The following is a 15,419-nucleotide window of genomic DNA, read 5'->3' as shown; positions in this document are numbered from 1 at the left end:
GAATAACGGGAAGGGGCTTGGTGACTAGGTACCTAACCCTAACACAAAAAGATGGGACGATGAACCTGTCCCATGCCCCCTATACACTAACGTCATTCGATATTTTTAATTCTCGATTTTCCTCTATAGCATTCACTACAACTGCTGCGGAGGCATCACCCGTGATATTTACAGATGTCCGGATCATATCCAATAATCTATCAATTCCAGCAATGAGAGCAATACCTTCTACCGGAAGCCCTACTGAAGTAACGACCATCGTAAGCATAATCAAGCCAGCGCCAGGAACCCCTGCAGTACCGATTGAAGCAAGAGTGGCAGTTAATACAATTGTTAACTGTTGTACCAAAGAGAGATCATATCCGAAAAATTGTGCAATAAATAAAACACATACACCCTGATACAATGCGGTTCCGTCCATATTGACGGTGGCTCCCAATGGAAGAACAAAGCTGCTTACTTTTCTAGAAACACCGAGGTTCTCTTCTGTGTTTTTAATTGTTATTGGCAAAGTTCCCGAGCTGCTTGATGTGCTGAATGCGACTAAGCTAGCAGGTGCAATTCCTGTAAAAAATTTAAGTGGATTCATATTCGCAAATAGTTTAACTGATGTTGAATAGACTAATACGGCGTGAAGGATACAACCGAAATAAACGACTAATATCACCTTCATAAGTGGAAGAAGTACAGAAAGACCATACTCTCCAACAGTTGGTGCGATTAAACCGAAAACCCCAATTGGAGCCAGTTTCATTACAATGGCTGTAATTTTATACATGATTTCAGCAAATTCATTAAAAAAGTTATAAACCGTCTTTGCCTTATCTCCTAATATCGTAATGGCTGCACCGAGAAAAATGGCAAAGAAAATGATTTGCAACATATCCCCATTTACTAATGAGGCAATTGGATTCGTAGGGACGATATTTAATAAGGTGTCGATTATACTGGGGGCCTCGGTTGGTTCAACTTTCTCCACAGATGCATCAATATTGACACCTTTACCTGGGGAGAAAATATTGGCAAGAATTAATCCGATTGTTACTGCAATGGCCGTGGTTAACAAATAATAAACAAGTGTGATTCCACCCATTCGTCCAATTTTTTTAATGTCCCCAGTACCTGCAACGCCCACAACAAGGGAAGCCAGAACTAAAGGAACGATAATAAATTTGATCATACGTAAGAATAAATCGCCAAATGGTTTTACAACCTCAATCTTTGGCCCGACGATAGCACCAACAATAATAGCAAGTACAAAAGCAATTAAAATTTGCGAAAGTAATCCAATTCTCTTCATAAAAACCTCCTTTTGAGACATGGGGACAGGTTCCATAGCCATAAAGGCCACTGGGACAGGTTCCTCGACCCACTTCAGTTTATTCATTCTGGACAATAAACTAGCCCCTTGCCACTCGTTATTATTTGGGAAAATGAAGCTGTCCCTCTGTCCCTGTTAATTGTTACTGCCTTCACACTGCTCTAAAAAATATAAAATTTTATACATTACTTACTCCTTTTATATAAGAACTTACATAAATAGTCAATACAAATTTTCAAAATAAATAATAAGGGGAATTTTGTCGTATAAAATAATATTTAATAAATATAAAAAATATATGCTTACATTGAGTATAAATCCTATACTTGATCGTAGTTTAGAATTCAGTATTGATAACATTTTCTCACTTAAAACGAGAAGAAGTCTATTTATGTTATATTATATTACATATTTTTGTCAGATTTTAAAACATCCCCCTTGAATAAATAAGATTTTATATTATAATAGTATTCAAAAATAAAAAAATAAATTTGCTTTGATTAATTAAATGTTTATTCATATCATATAAATTTTTAAAATAAAATTGCGTTTATATAGATATTATTGCAAGGGGGGTAAAGAATGGAATATGAATTATATCCACTTGGGGAAGATGCGGTTTTGATTGAACTGGGAAAGGAAATTAATTTAGAGACACATCATTGGGTTCAGATGATAACCGGTTTGCTTGAGGATAATCCCCCGGAATGGATGATTGAATATATTCCTGCATTTACGACTATCACTATTTTCTATGATCCTTTTAAAATAATAAAAGCTTTTAAATCCAATCAACTACCATATACATATGTTTGCCAGCAGATTAACTTTCTTTTTGAACAGTTCAATTTTGATAAATCTACACAACAGAGACTTGTTGAGATTCCGGTGTGTTACGGTGGCGAATTGGGACCGGATTTGGATATAGTGGCTAGTGTAAATCAGTTAACACCGGAAGAAGTGATTCAAATCCATACATCGGGAGACTACATTGTTTATATGATCGGCTTTGCTCCGGGTTTTCCATATATCGGAGGGATGTCTGAGAAAATTGCAGCACCAAGGAAAGAATCGCCCAGATTAAAGATTCCTGAACGGTCAGTTGGAATTGCCGGCATTCAAACGGGTATTTATCCGATTGAAACCCCTGGCGGATGGCAATTGATTGGTCGGACACCAATACGGTTATTTACGCCTGAAGCCAACCCGCCCAGTTTACTCAGGGCCGGTGACAAAATTAAGTTTACAGCAATTAGTTTTGAAGAATATCAAGCATTGGAGAAAAGAATCGGATGATTATTGTAAAAAAAGCTGGACTTCTTACTAGTATTCAAGATTTAGGAAGGCGAGGGTTTCAGAAATACGGTGTCATAGTTAGTGGGGCAATGGACAGATTAGCACATCGGGTAGCAAATTTGCTGGTCGGTAATGAGGAAGACCTTCCAACGATTGAAATCACCTTACTTGGTCCGACCATCGAATTTCAACAAGATTCCCTAATTGCAATTTGTGGTGGGGATCTTTCCGCAACAATAAATGGGAAACCAATCGGGTTATGGAGACCGATTTTAGTCAAAGCAAATAGTGAATTGAAATTTGGGGCATGTAAAACAGGATGCAGGGTCTATCTTGCAGTGGCAGGTGGTTTTACTGTGCCGACTGTTATGAATAGTAAATCGACTTATTTACGTGCGGGAATTGGCGGCTATGAGGGTCGGCCTTTACGAACGGGTGATCAATTGTCTGTTGGAAAAACAGGAGAGTTATCAAATCGGATAATGAATCAATTAAGTCGATTTTTTACAGAAGATATTGTTGAGGAAAAATGGCAGGTTAACCCTATGCGATTCTTTGAAATGAAAAGGGGGCAAGCCATACGAGTCATCAAAGGTCGTCATTTCCATCTATTTTCAAAAGAAAGTCAAGATACTTTTTTTCAAAATGATTATACCATTTCCAATCAATCAGACCGGATGGGATACCGGTTAAAAGGTAAAGAATTAATATTATCCGAAAAAGAAGAAATGATTTCAGAAGCGGTTAATTTTGGAACGATTCAAGTACCGGCAGATGGGAACCCAATTATTCTTTTGGCAGACCGACAAACAACCGGCGGCTATCCAAAAATCGGGCAAGTAGCAAGTGTGGATTTAAGTATTTTAGCACAAGCAAAACCGGGCGATCGAATTCGATTCACTGAAATTTCTTTTGAAAATGCCCAATTTCTTTACTTAAAAAGGGAAAGGAAAATTCATGAATTAAAACTAGGAATCTATTTGAAATACAGTTAGGAGGATGCGTTATGCATTTGGTTGATTTAAATTGCGATATGGGAGAAAGTTTCGGTGCATATCGAATGGGAAAAGATGAAGAAATTCTTGATTATGTGACAAGCGCAAATATTGCTTGTGGTTACCATGCAGGCGATCCGGCGACGATGAGAAAAACGGTTCAAATGGCACTTGAAAAAAATGTCGGCATTGGGGCCCATCCCGGTATGCCGGATTTAGTTGGTTTCGGGCGAAGAGAAATAAATATATCTCCCCAAGAAGCTTATGATTTGGTTATCTATCAAATGGGTGCTTTATATGGGTTTGTGAGATCGGAAGGGGGAAAAATTCAGCATGTGAAACCACATGGAGCACTTTTTAATATGGCAGCGAAAAGTGCACCATTATCAGAAGCAATTGCTGAAGCTGTTTATAAAGTGGATCCTGAATGCATTTTGTTCGGGTTGGCAGGAAGCGAGTTGGTAAAAGCCGGTAAAAAAATTGGGCTTCGGACAGCAAGTGAAGTATTTTCCGATCGTACGTATCAAAAAGATGGTTCGTTAACATCAAGACGAGAAGAAAATGCACTTATCAAGGATCATAAGATTGCCGTAAATCAAGTAATTCGCATGGTAAAAGAGGGAAAAGTCAAGTCGGTGCAAGGCGAAGATGTTGTCATTCAGGCAGATACCATCTGTATCCACGGTGATGGTTTACATGCCCTTGAATTTGCCCAATATATCTCAAATGCTTTACGTGAAGCTGGTATTACGATTGCCAAAATTGGTGACTTTTTAAGATAAAGTGAAACCTCCATCAGTGAAGGAGTTATCCTTCATTGATGGTTAGTTGAACCAATCGGGCACTTATCTTCCTTTTTTACATCTTTGATTTTTCTTAAGACTCAGACGGAAGATTTAGTGACCGTTTGTGCGGGATAAAATGAAACTTCCATCAGTGGGGAAATTATCCTCCCACTGATGATTAGTTGAACAAATCGGACGCAGCGGGCAGCCCAACCCCCACCTACCTTCTATGTAATCTCAGAAACTTGAGGTGAGGTTCTTACTGTTCGATTTGGATAAAAGATGAAGGTGGGAATAAAGATGGGAAAACAAGAGTCTAATAGGTCAATACTTTTAGGTGCAGCCTTTTTAATGGCTACTTCTGCAATCGGGCCGGGATTTTTAACACAAACAACTACATTTACAGAACAACTCGCAGCAAGTTTCGGTTTTGTTATTTTAGTTTCCATTATCATTGATATTGGTGCGCAAATGAATATTTGGCGGATTATTGCAGTATCCGAAAAACGCGCACAAGATATTGCAAACGATGTCTTGCCGGGGGTGGGTTATTTTCTGGCGCTGTTAATTGTAATGGGCGGTCTAGCCTTTAATATTGGGAACGTTGGTGGTGCAGGCTTAGGGTTAAATGTTCTATTTGGCATTTCACCGGAATTAGGTGCACTTTTAAGCGGAATTTTTGCGATAGGAATTTTTTTAATTAAAGAAGCAGGAAAAGCGATGGATCGTTTCGCACAAATTGCCGGTTTCGTTATGATTGGACTCACGATTTATGTCATGTTTACAGCTAAGCCGCCATATGGTGTAGCGGTAATGAAAACCTTTATTCCGGATGACATAAGTTATCTTGCTATTGTTACTTTAGTAGGTGGTACTGTTGGCGGTTATATTACTTTTGCCGGGGGACATCGATTAATTGATGCAGGGATTAAAGGGAAAGAGGCGATTCCACAAGTGACGAAAAGTGCAGTAAGTGCCATTGGAATCGCATCTATTATGAGAATTTTCTTATTCTTGGCTGCCTTTGGTGTTGTTGCACAAGGTTTTGCCCTTGATCCTAGTAATCCCGCTGCTTCGGTATTCCAAATTGCTGCAGGTACGGTTGGATATAAAATATTTGGAATCATTATGTGGGCAGCTGCTGTTACATCTGTTGTCGGTGCTGCTTATACATCTGTTTCATTTATTCGAACTTTTAATCCTTTTATTGATAAAAATTACCAATGGTTTATTGTTGGTTTTATTGCAATATCCACAATCGTATTTGTTTCCATAGGTCAACCGGCCAAAATTTTAGTTCTTGTTGGTTCGTTAAATGGATTAATCTTACCAATCGCATTGGGTGTTATGCTTATTGCGGCATATAGAAAGAAAATTGTTGGTGATTATAAACATCCGTTATGGATGACAATTTTTGGCATTATCATCGTTATCACCATGGCTGCTATGGGTATTTATTCATTATTAAATGGAATTCCGCAATTATTTAAATAAAGGAGAGATGAATGTGTCAAATCCAGCACACTTCAGTCCGGCTGAGGCTCGTAAATTAATACGTGAAAAAAATTGGGTAAAACCGACTTCAGGTGTCGCAAATGGCTATATTCAGGCAAATCTGGCCGTATTGCCGAAAGAATTAGCATTTGACTTTTTATTGTTTTGTCAAAGAAATCCGAAGCCTTGTCCTATCATTGATGTGATTGAGCCAGGAGATGTTGCTCCACAGGTTGCAGCTCCATCGGCCAATGTTAAAACAGATATTCCTAAATATCGAGTCTATAAAAAAGGGGAATTTGTTGAAGAAACGACGGATGTAACAGAAATTTGGGATGAGAACATGGTTGGGTTTTTAATTGGTTGTAGTTTCACTTTTGAAGAAGCGCTTTTGAAAAATGAAGTGCCCATTCGTCATATTGAAGAAAATTGTAATGTTCCTATGTATATTACCAATATTCCATGCGTTAAGGCAGGAATTTTCGAAGGACCAATGGTTGTTAGTATGCGGCCGATGACAGAAAAACAAGCAATTCGTGCAGTGCAAGTGACAAGCCGCTTCCCGTCTGTACATGGTGCACCTGTACATATTGGTAATCCGGAAGTAATCGGTATTAAAGATATTCACAACCCGGATTTCGGTGATTCAGTCACAATTAAAGAGAGAGAAGTTCCGGTGTTTTGGGCATGCGGAGTTACCCCTCAAGCAGTTGCTATGCATGTAAAACCGGAAATCATGATTACACATGCACCCGGGCATATGTTTATCACAGACTTGAAAAATGAACAGTTTGCGATTTTATAAGAATGGAAGGAAATTTTTCACTAAGGAAATTGCTTTTCTATAAAAAATGTTTTTATCAGAGATTTTGGTCCACCGATTATTGCTGTTGTTATGAAAAAATAAAGCAGAGGTTATTAAATCAAAAATGGAAGAAATTTCAGCATTGTAAGCTGGTGGCTGAAAAATTTTTCTTGCAGTAGTCAAAGTGTAAGCTGTATTATACTTGTTCAATATCTGTTATCGATTCTTTTGAGATGAATTCAACTTTAGATAGGCACAGTATAAAGGATATAATACCTTGGACAATTTTCATTTTGAACACTTTGAGAAATGTCCGATCCATATTAATATAGATTTTTGAACCTGTTTTTTAACTGGGTATAAACATGTTTTACCACCGAAACTTATTAATACCAATTAGTGGAGTTATTGGTGCTTAAAAATAATTTTTGGGTGGTAAATCGTGAGTTAGAAATTCAATTTCTTTGGTTTTTTCCCGCATTCCTTTGTTTAAATGTGATTTGGTATCTTAATATAATTAAAGAAAAGTGTCTATACTTGTTTTAATGTATTTTTTATTTTAATCCTGCATAAATTTTTCAAAGTATGAAACTCAAGTTTATGGGCATCCGCAACATTCTTGAGTATTCCAACAATATTAATGAATTGTTAATCAACGGTTGTACCTATTATTCTATTAAAGAGTGAAATTGATTACGATCAATTAAAGAAAATGGTAAAACAATTTGTAAAAAAGTTGGATAAAATGAAAATAATTGAAAATAGTGTAGGGAAAGTTAGCTATTCTTATTAGAGAAAGAAATATTACTGTTTGTTTTACATGTTTAGAAGGTGCTGTTCTAGTGTTTTAAGAGCAGCGCCTTTGAGAAATTCGGTAAATTCATTAATTCATATTTTAAAGTCAGTAAAGTCTGTTTTACTTTAATAAAAAATTAGGTCAGACATCATCACTATTAAGTCGCTAATATTGGAGTGGTGAGTTGTAGTCTGACCCTTAGTTTTATAAACTATTATAAACATACAAATTTCCTATAGTAATATCTCATTAATATTACCGTTATATATTTTAATTATATATGAAAAATCCGATCGGCATATTTCTTTTCAATTTCTTGATTATATTCAGGCCCTCCATCAATATTGGCACTACGATAAACAGGAGGAATAAATCCTTTCTTTACCATTATCTTTATTGCTTCATACATTGTTTGTTGTAGAAGCAGAGTTGCTGAAAATGAGGAAGTACCACATACTTTTGTTTCTAAACCTTCTATTTCTAGTGCAGCATCTCCAAAATCGGATTTATTGTCAAGTACCACATCAGCAAACTCATATAATAATTTTCCAGATGAGTGGCGTGACTTTGATTTTTTTGATACCTCAAGGGCAGTAACGACAATTAATTTATTTCCATGCTCTTTAATCCATTGTGCCAGTTCAATTCCCATAGGATTGCGACCTGAATTAGAAATTAAAAAGAATACGTCGTGTGGTTTAATTTGAATCTTATGAGTTAATATTGTTCCAACACCTTCAATAGATTCATACAATCCACCGGCTGGGTCCATGATAACCTTAGATGGAATTAACCCACCTGCCCTTCCACTTATTTCAATTGCTGCTGCATAGGAATGGCCACTTCCAAACGCCTGTGTAATACCTCCGTTCATGATGCCAGCAGCAACGATTTCAGCTGCTTTATGAATATTTTGTGCTTGTGTTTTTTCTAATTCATCTGTTAGTTTACGTGCCTTATCAAAGAATTCTAATCCCATTTATATCTCTCCTAAAATTTTTTTTATATTCTAGTTAGCCTAAAACATTTAGATTGTATAACACAATTGCTAGAACCATTACAAATAGTATTGCTTTTGTTGAAGTCATTTTCTTATGACTCAGTAAAGAATAAACGATTCCTACCAATAATATAGGAACAAGTGATGGCATAATTTGATCCAGCATATCTTGGATCTTAAGAGTTACATCACCAGACTTATATACAAACGGTACCTTTGCGTTTATTACAGTTGGAATTAAGGCACCTACAACTGTTACCCCTAATAAAATCGCAGCATCTGTAAGAGCATTTAAACGCTCGCCAAATTCTGTTACAAGTTTGGCACCTTGTTTGTATCCAAATGGTAAAAGAGTGAATCTAAAACCGATAACTAGTAAATTTACAATAATCCACATAATGACCCCTGTGGCATTTCCCTTTAAAGCCATGTAGGAAGCTATGGACCCCATTATAGTTGGAATAATTACACCAAAGATGGTATCGCCAACACCTGCAAAAGGGCCCATTAAACCTGTCTTCAGACCAGTAACAACTTCTTTGGATTCTTTCTTTTCCCTTTCTTCTATTGCCATATCCATTCCAAGAATTAAACCGCCGACCATTGGATTGGTATTAAAAAATTGGTTGTGTAGCGTCATCATTTCTTTGAGGTCTTCATCTTTTTTATAAAGCTTTCTTAATGTAGGTAAAATACTATATAAATAACCGGTAGACATCATTCTTTCGTAATTCCAGCAAATCTGACTGCATAATAACCACCGGACATTTGCCGCCCACAAATCCCTTTTTGTTATGCTATTTGAATCCATGTTTTTGGTTTCAATCTTCATATTCTCCATCTTCATTTTCCACCCCTGTCATTGTAATGTTAGAATTTCCTGCCAATTCAAGTTTCTTCGTGAAACTCCTTTGAAAGAAAATAATTGCCAATGCTAAACCAATTAAAGCAACACCTAGCATTGGAACTTTAAGATATGAAGCGGCTACAAAACCTAATATTAGGTAGGCAACAAACTTTTTTGTAGGTAAATATCTTAAAAGAATTGCGATACCAACCACAGGTAGGATTCCGCCTGCGACTTTCAATCCACCCATTAACCAATCAGGCATTCCATCAACTATTAAGTTAACAATATTTTCTCCAAAGACCAGCATGATAAAGACAGGAATTGCACGTGAGAGCCCCCAAGGAAGCGCTCCTAATAATACGTTACGTTTAATAGCAGGTATATTATTTTCGAGTATATTTTTATCTATCCGATGGAGAAAGAATGTATTTGTAAAACGAGCGAGTACATCTAATTGAACCATTAATAGCCCAACAGGAACTGCAATGCCGATAGCGAATTCAACATCTTGATTAGAAATAACAGCAAATGCTGTCCCGACAATTGCACCTGTCACAAAATCTGGTATGGAAGCGCCTCCATAAGTTCCAACACCAAGAACCATTAATTGTAAAGTGGCACCAACAGCTAAACCTAATGTAACATCTCCCATAATTAATCCTGCGAGTGTGCCGATAATGACGGGATATTGACAACCAATGTTTAAAGATAGTGAATCAAGGATTGAACAAAAGGCTAATATGACCAATAGAATTATTTGCCAGACTGCTAAGTCCATAGTATTTCACTCCCTTAGGGTTTATATAAGTTCCATAAAATTAGTAGGTTCATCAGTTGGAATCATTTGTGCAATTATATTAATATTTTTAGATCTCAAGTATTTAAAGTCTTTAATATCTTGATCTGTTACACTAATGGATTTCCTTACCTGCTTTGAATTAGCTTTACTCGACATATTTCCGACCGTAATTTGAGTTAGATTAATACCACCTTCTACTAATGTTCGTAATACTGAGGGGGATTTTACAATTAAGAAGACACGTTGCCCAACATATTTATTGGCAGATATATTTTTTATTGCTCCGCCTGCAGTTAAAATGCTTAGCTTAATCCCAGAAGGTACAGCTAATTTTAATGCCATTTTCTCCATGTCATTTTTTACTACTTGATCATCAACAATCATAATTCGAGATGCTTTAAGTGTATTTGTCCACATAGTAGCTACTTGTCCATGTATGAGCCTTTCATCAATTCTTACATGAATAATCCCATTTTCGCTTACCATTAATCTTCCTCCTCTCCAATGGAACTAATTAATTTGTTATTTTCAGAAACCAGTATCTTAATAGAATCTTTTACTTCATTAATTACACTATTTACACTTTCGCCTAAACTAAGTGGAATTACCAATGCTAAAGACAGGCCTGTAACAACGGTTATATTACTGTACTCTTGAGAAGTGATGACTGCTGCATTACATGGTGTCCCGCCTAAAATATCGACAATAATTGTAAATTTGTCATCATTTGATTTTCTAATAATTTCTTTATATTGCATGATAACGTCATCAATACTCATATTTTCTGTAAAAGCAATTGCATGAATTTGGTCATTATTACCAGTAATCATTTGACAACTATTTTTAGTTTCAATAGCATACTGCCCATGTGAAGCCAAAATATATTGCATTCAAACACCTCCTTTCAAACTATTTTTCTTTTATAATTTCGATTGAATAGTAGTTATGGCGTACATAAGTTTTTACAAATTCAAATGGTTCGTTTTGCGATAAATATGTTATGCGTTCGATACGGTATACAGGACTATCATTAATTTGCAATTTACTTTTTACCTCATTTTCAACTGGAAATTCGATTTCAATTGTCTCTCTCATGGCTTCGTTTAAAATATCGATTCCGCAAATTTCCAAAATCTTTTCAGATAATGATGTAAACTCATCTAAGTTAGTCAGATCAACATTTTTTAGATAGCTCTTTGGAATATAATTATTTTGTAAAGCCCAAGGAATTTGATCTGCATAACGAATTCTTTCAAAATGAACAATTATCTCGTTACTAGATATATTAAGTTTTTTAGCAATATCTTCGTCTATTATCTCTTTAATAGAGTGAACTTCTGTCCTTTCTAAGTTTTCAAAAGAATCAAAGCCAATTTTTTTATCGTTTGGAAAATGTGAATATTCATTAAAAATTACTTGTTTATTTAATATTGATTTACTTACGAAGGTTCCTTTCCCTTGAATTCTGTTAATTAGGCCATCACGTACCAGTTCCTGTAGTGCTCGAACTACTGTTGTATTGCTAACGTTATATTTTTTCTTTAACTCCCCCTCAGAATAAATTTTTTCCCCCGGTTTGAATTTTCCGCCGATGATTTCTTGTTTAAGGTCTTGAATTATTGTTAAATATTTTGGATCGCTCATATTTCCTCCTAGGTGTAACGAAGTATCATGAACTTAACGTTATAACCGGTTAACACGTTAAGTTCATATTTAGAATACACCTAAATGAATCCGATTACAAGTAGGTTTTTTAATTTTTTTAAAAAATTTATTTTATTATCAAAGAGTTATGGAAAATAGCTTGGGTTTAAAGGATAAGGGGATAAGAAGGAAAAAATATAGATGAAACAGGTAGAGTATAGGTTTGAAAGGACTAGAAGACTAGAAATACAAGAGCTCCATTCCTTTTTCGTAATTATCAAGAAATCCTTCGTTTAATTTTTCTCTCTTATAGACTTACGGATTTAACAAACTGTATATTAATGAATAAAATTAGTACCTGGCTCCTCAATTAATAAATGACTTTGCTTCATCTTATCTATGAACATGTCAGTGATTTTAAACTTTAAAGTATTGGACAATACTTTTAATTGAGTAATAATGGACAGAACAAGATTCTCACTTTCAATACGGCTAATTATGATCTGGTTAATACCCATTTAGTTACTTAGTTATTGAATGTGTATTTCATGGATAGCATGATGCTAGTCTAGCCAAGGATGGCAATAACTTCTCGAGTATTGGAATCCACTTGAAACTAAAATAAAAAAACCCAAAATAGTTTTTTTGGGCAAAAGTACTTGTTTAGTAACTGATTGAAAAATGTAATTAAAGCTAGATGGACGGGTCGATAGTCCTGATATATAAACGGACGATGAACTTAGTCCTCACTTTCCCAGGAAAAATAGTATGGAATTTATCCGATTTTGCTATAATTAATTTGAGGTGGAAAATATGCAGTTTCAGGAACGGACCCAGAAATACGAATATAAGTTAAATGATACAGATGACCAAATTATTGAATATATAATAAATCACAAACAGGAAATTACAAATATTTCGATTCAAACATTGGCAAGCAGGTTGTATACGGTTCCAAATACGATTGTACGCTTATCCAAAATTTCCAAATTAACCTAAAACGTAATCAAGTTAAGACTTTTCTTATTAAGTGAAAGATAAGAAACTTGACCTACTCGAGTTAACTCGAGTAGGTCTCTTTCGTTTTTTCTAAGTTACTATCCTAATCAATTTGAGTGTTCTATTATGGATCTGCCATATAATGATTCCTTTAGTATCGATTGATTTATCCATTGCTACAACAGATAAAAACAACTGACTATTGAATTGTTCTTACAATTTTAGTTTGTCAAGATCAGATAAGTTTAAAATAAGCCATTATTTTCATAAGCTAGATTGTAAGGAAAACAAAAGTGGCTACAACATGAAACCTCAGTTGCAAATTGCCTAACTAAGACACGAAACAACTATTGGCATAATGTTTTTACTAATTTATTCCTCCCTTTCTATAAGTGATGGCAGAGGACGATAGTCTATTCCTTACTTAAAATTCAAATGAATTATTGCTTTCAACCCAATTTTGTTTTATAACTAAACAAATTTTGGTTTAAATGAAAACGTTTTCTACGTAAAAATATAATAAACTACAAATAAGGAGGCTGAGAAATTTGGTGTTAACTGACAGGGCTGCTGTTGTTTTGCAAACCATTATGTCGAATCGGTTAATTACATTGGAACAATTAGTGGCGAAATTGGGTTATACCAATAGACAAATAAGCTACGATCTTCAAAAAATTAATGAATGGCTTAAGGAGCAACAATTACCGCCAATACAAAAATCAACAAATTTAGGACTTGAGGTGGTTGACACCTACCGGAACCAAATTTTGGAATCATTACCCGAAATTAATATGAATACTTTCATTCCATCTCAAGAAGACAGACTAAAGTTAATATATTTGCAATTATTTATAAAACAAGAATTTATATCAGTAAATCATATAACAAGCCAAATAAAAGTGAGTAGAAATACTGTTATAACTGATATTCAATCGTTGAAGGAAGTATTGGCAAGCAATCAGGTAAAACTTACTTATAACAGAAGTCAAGGATATAACTTAATTGGTAAAGAATTAACAATTAGATCATTGGCTTATAAATATATATCAAATCTGTTGAAACTACCAAATGGTCTGAAATTGTTAGAGGAAATTTATAAAGTTCAACGACAGAAAAATGACTTTCAAGTTTCTTATCAAGTTATTTTTAAGAAAATCCATATAATTGAAAAACAACTAGAAATTTCTTTTGTTGAAGATCAAATAAAGGAGTTAGCTTTATTTTTCTTATTCCTAAAATTACGAGTAAAATCAGGATTTACATGCAGTATTGATGATGAAATTAAGTCAATTATTAAAGATAGCAATATTTTCGATTATTCTAAGGAAATCATTAATACACTGAGAATTCCTGCTTATGAAGATGAATCCGTATATATATCAATGCATTTTCTTGGTCTTAATACTTACTATGACCCAAATCAATTTAATTCATTGGAAAATAAAGAGTTATTAACTGTCATTCACATGATTTTAGATAAGTTTGAAAAATATGCATGTATTACATTTAATGATAGAGATAATTTAGTAAACTCCTTATACATGCATATCAGACCGGTTTATTATAGAAACCTTTTTAATATTAATCTCACAAATCCGTTTTTGGACAAAATTAAGCAGGAATATCATGAATTATATATTCTAGTGAAAAAAGCAATATCTCCCCTTGAAAAATATCTAGGAACCTCACTGCCTGAAGATGAGATTGGTTATATTACATTACATTTTGGAGGTTATTTAAAAAAAGAAAATCTAACATTTAGAAGAAAACGATGCGTTATCATTTGCCCGAATGGGGTTGCTACATCAAATATGCTAAAAAAACAAATTGACCAAATTATACCGGAAATTGAGGTAGTCAAAGTACTTTCGCCAAGACAATTTAAAGAAGAAATGGATGTTGACCTTGTAATTACTACAATACCTATCAAAACAAGAAAGCCAAATATTATTGTATCGCCTATCCTCACATCTATTGATAAAGCAAGGATCATTAAAGAAGTTAATTATCTACTTTATAACAAAGGCACAATCCTACCGAAAGCAACGGATTTATTGAAAGTAATAAAAAAATATTCAACTGTTAATGACGAGCAGCAGCTACTCGTTGAACTAACCAATTTACTTACAGTAAGCACAGTTAAAGAATTAGGGAGGGTAAAACCTGTGTTAAGCCAACTAATCACAAAAGAAACAATACAGATTCGGAATTATGTAGATACATGGGAAGAAGCAATTCGAATAGCTTCTGTTCCATTACTAAAGCAGAAAAAGATTGAAAAAAGATATATCGATGCCATGATTAATAATATTAAAAAAATCGGTCCTTATATTGTTTTGACTCCAAAGGTTGCCATTCCTCATGCAAGGCCTGAAGAGGGTGTTATTGACATTGGGATGAGCTTACTTAAACTAAATAAACCGGTTTCTTTTTCCAATGGAGATCCTACAAAAGATGTCAGTCTTATTGTTATTATTGCTGCTATCGATAATGACCTTCATTTGAAAGCACTTAGTCAGTTATCTGCAATGTTAGAAGATGAATCCACAGTTGAACAATTAATACAAGAGAGTACAGTGGATGGCATCCTTCAATACATTTACAAGTATAGTAATGAAAAAGGAGGTGAATAACG

Annotated in this window: 14 protein-coding genes; 7 read left to right on the top strand and 7 right to left on the bottom strand. The window is 34.7% G+C overall.

The window, feature by feature from the left end; genetic code table 11:
- Positions 1 to 79 precede the first annotated feature (79 nt).
- Positions 80 to 1,300, bottom strand: coding sequence for a dicarboxylate/amino acid:cation symporter (locus tag NSQ14_RS17200; RefSeq protein ID WP_034773080.1), 1,221 nt, complete (start codon positions 1,298 to 1,300; stop codon positions 80 to 82).
- Between the two features lie 603 nt (positions 1,301 to 1,903).
- Between NSQ14_RS17200 and pxpB the strand changes: the two genes are divergently transcribed.
- The 5 genes from pxpB (at position 1,904) to NSQ14_RS17175 (ending at position 6,696) form a co-directional block, all read left to right on the top strand.
- Entirely contained in the window at positions 1,904 to 2,617 is a 714-nt protein-coding gene (gene pxpB / locus NSQ14_RS17195) for a 5-oxoprolinase subunit PxpB (RefSeq protein WP_326974108.1), read from the top strand.
- The gene (locus tag NSQ14_RS17190) at positions 2,614 to 3,612 is read left to right on the top strand and encodes a biotin-dependent carboxyltransferase family protein (RefSeq protein WP_108898841.1); all 999 of its coding nucleotides are present in this window, start codon (positions 2,614 to 2,616) and stop codon (positions 3,610 to 3,612) included. Before pxpB ends, NSQ14_RS17190 begins: the two co-directional genes overlap by 4 nt.
- 11 nt (positions 3,613 to 3,623) lie before the next feature.
- Positions 3,624 to 4,394 carry a LamB/YcsF family protein gene (locus tag NSQ14_RS17185; protein WP_034773051.1) on the top strand — a complete coding sequence of 257 codons (771 nt, stop codon included), beginning with the start codon at positions 3,624 to 3,626 and terminating at the stop codon, positions 4,392 to 4,394.
- Between the two features lie 285 nt (positions 4,395 to 4,679).
- Positions 4,680 to 5,891 (top strand): NRAMP family divalent metal transporter, encoded by a 1,212-nt coding sequence (locus tag NSQ14_RS17180; RefSeq protein ID WP_346216633.1) that lies wholly within the window; start codon positions 4,680 to 4,682, stop codon positions 5,889 to 5,891.
- 7 nt (positions 5,892 to 5,898) lie between these two features.
- Positions 5,899 to 6,696 (top strand): putative hydro-lyase, encoded by a 798-nt coding sequence (locus NSQ14_RS17175; RefSeq protein ID WP_082035264.1) that lies wholly within the window; start codon positions 5,899 to 5,901, stop codon positions 6,694 to 6,696.
- Positions 6,697 to 7,766: 1,070 nt separating this feature from the next.
- On the opposite strand, the gene NSQ14_RS17170 is transcribed toward NSQ14_RS17175, so the two are convergent.
- Genes NSQ14_RS17170 through NSQ14_RS17145 form a run of 6 tightly spaced genes read right to left on the bottom strand, consistent with a single transcriptional unit; the run spans position 7,767 to position 11,785 of the window.
- Positions 7,767 to 8,471 carry a sugar isomerase domain-containing protein gene (locus NSQ14_RS17170; protein WP_328188523.1) on the bottom strand — a complete coding sequence of 235 codons (705 nt, stop codon included), beginning with the start codon at positions 8,469 to 8,471 and terminating at the stop codon, positions 7,767 to 7,769.
- A 34-nt stretch (positions 8,472 to 8,505) separates the two neighbouring features.
- On the bottom strand, positions 8,506 to 9,339 hold the full coding sequence (locus NSQ14_RS17165; RefSeq protein WP_152641512.1) for a PTS system mannose/fructose/sorbose family transporter subunit IID: 834 nt from the start codon (positions 9,337 to 9,339) through the stop codon (positions 8,506 to 8,508).
- Positions 9,314 to 10,120, bottom strand: coding sequence for a PTS mannose/fructose/sorbose/N-acetylgalactosamine transporter subunit IIC (locus NSQ14_RS17160; protein ID WP_041901880.1), 807 nt, complete (start codon positions 10,118 to 10,120; stop codon positions 9,314 to 9,316). Before NSQ14_RS17160 ends, NSQ14_RS17165 begins: the two co-directional genes overlap by 26 nt.
- Before the next feature lie 21 nt (positions 10,121 to 10,141).
- Positions 10,142 to 10,627: a PTS sugar transporter subunit IIB gene (locus tag NSQ14_RS17155; protein WP_346216632.1), complete on the bottom strand. Its 486-nt coding sequence runs from the start codon at positions 10,625 to 10,627 to the stop codon at positions 10,142 to 10,144.
- Positions 10,627 to 11,031: a PTS fructose transporter subunit IIA gene (locus tag NSQ14_RS17150; RefSeq protein WP_328188529.1), complete on the bottom strand. Its 405-nt coding sequence runs from the start codon at positions 11,029 to 11,031 to the stop codon at positions 10,627 to 10,629. The genes NSQ14_RS17155 and NSQ14_RS17150 overlap by 1 nt, the downstream gene beginning before the upstream one ends.
- Before the next feature lie 19 nt (positions 11,032 to 11,050).
- Positions 11,051 to 11,785: a GntR family transcriptional regulator gene (locus NSQ14_RS17145; RefSeq protein WP_328188531.1), complete on the bottom strand. Its 735-nt coding sequence runs from the start codon at positions 11,783 to 11,785 to the stop codon at positions 11,051 to 11,053.
- A gap of 813 nt (positions 11,786 to 12,598) precedes the next feature.
- On the opposite strand from NSQ14_RS17145, the gene NSQ14_RS17140 reads away from it, so the two are divergent.
- Together NSQ14_RS17140 and NSQ14_RS17135 are read left to right on the top strand one after the other, a co-directional pair.
- Positions 12,599 to 12,784, top strand: coding sequence for a hypothetical protein (locus NSQ14_RS17140; protein WP_328188533.1), 186 nt, complete (start codon positions 12,599 to 12,601; stop codon positions 12,782 to 12,784).
- Between the two features lie 551 nt (positions 12,785 to 13,335).
- Entirely contained in the window at positions 13,336 to 15,417 is a 2,082-nt protein-coding gene (locus NSQ14_RS17135; protein WP_346217133.1) for a BglG family transcription antiterminator, read from the top strand.
- Positions 15,418 to 15,419 lie beyond the last annotated feature (2 nt).

This window comes from Caldifermentibacillus hisashii, from assembly GCF_039654145.1.
In the GTDB taxonomy this organism is placed as follows: domain Bacteria; phylum Bacillota; class Bacilli; order Bacillales; family Caldibacillaceae; genus Caldifermentibacillus; species Caldifermentibacillus hisashii.
This window is presented reverse-complemented; position numbering and strand designations above follow the sequence as displayed.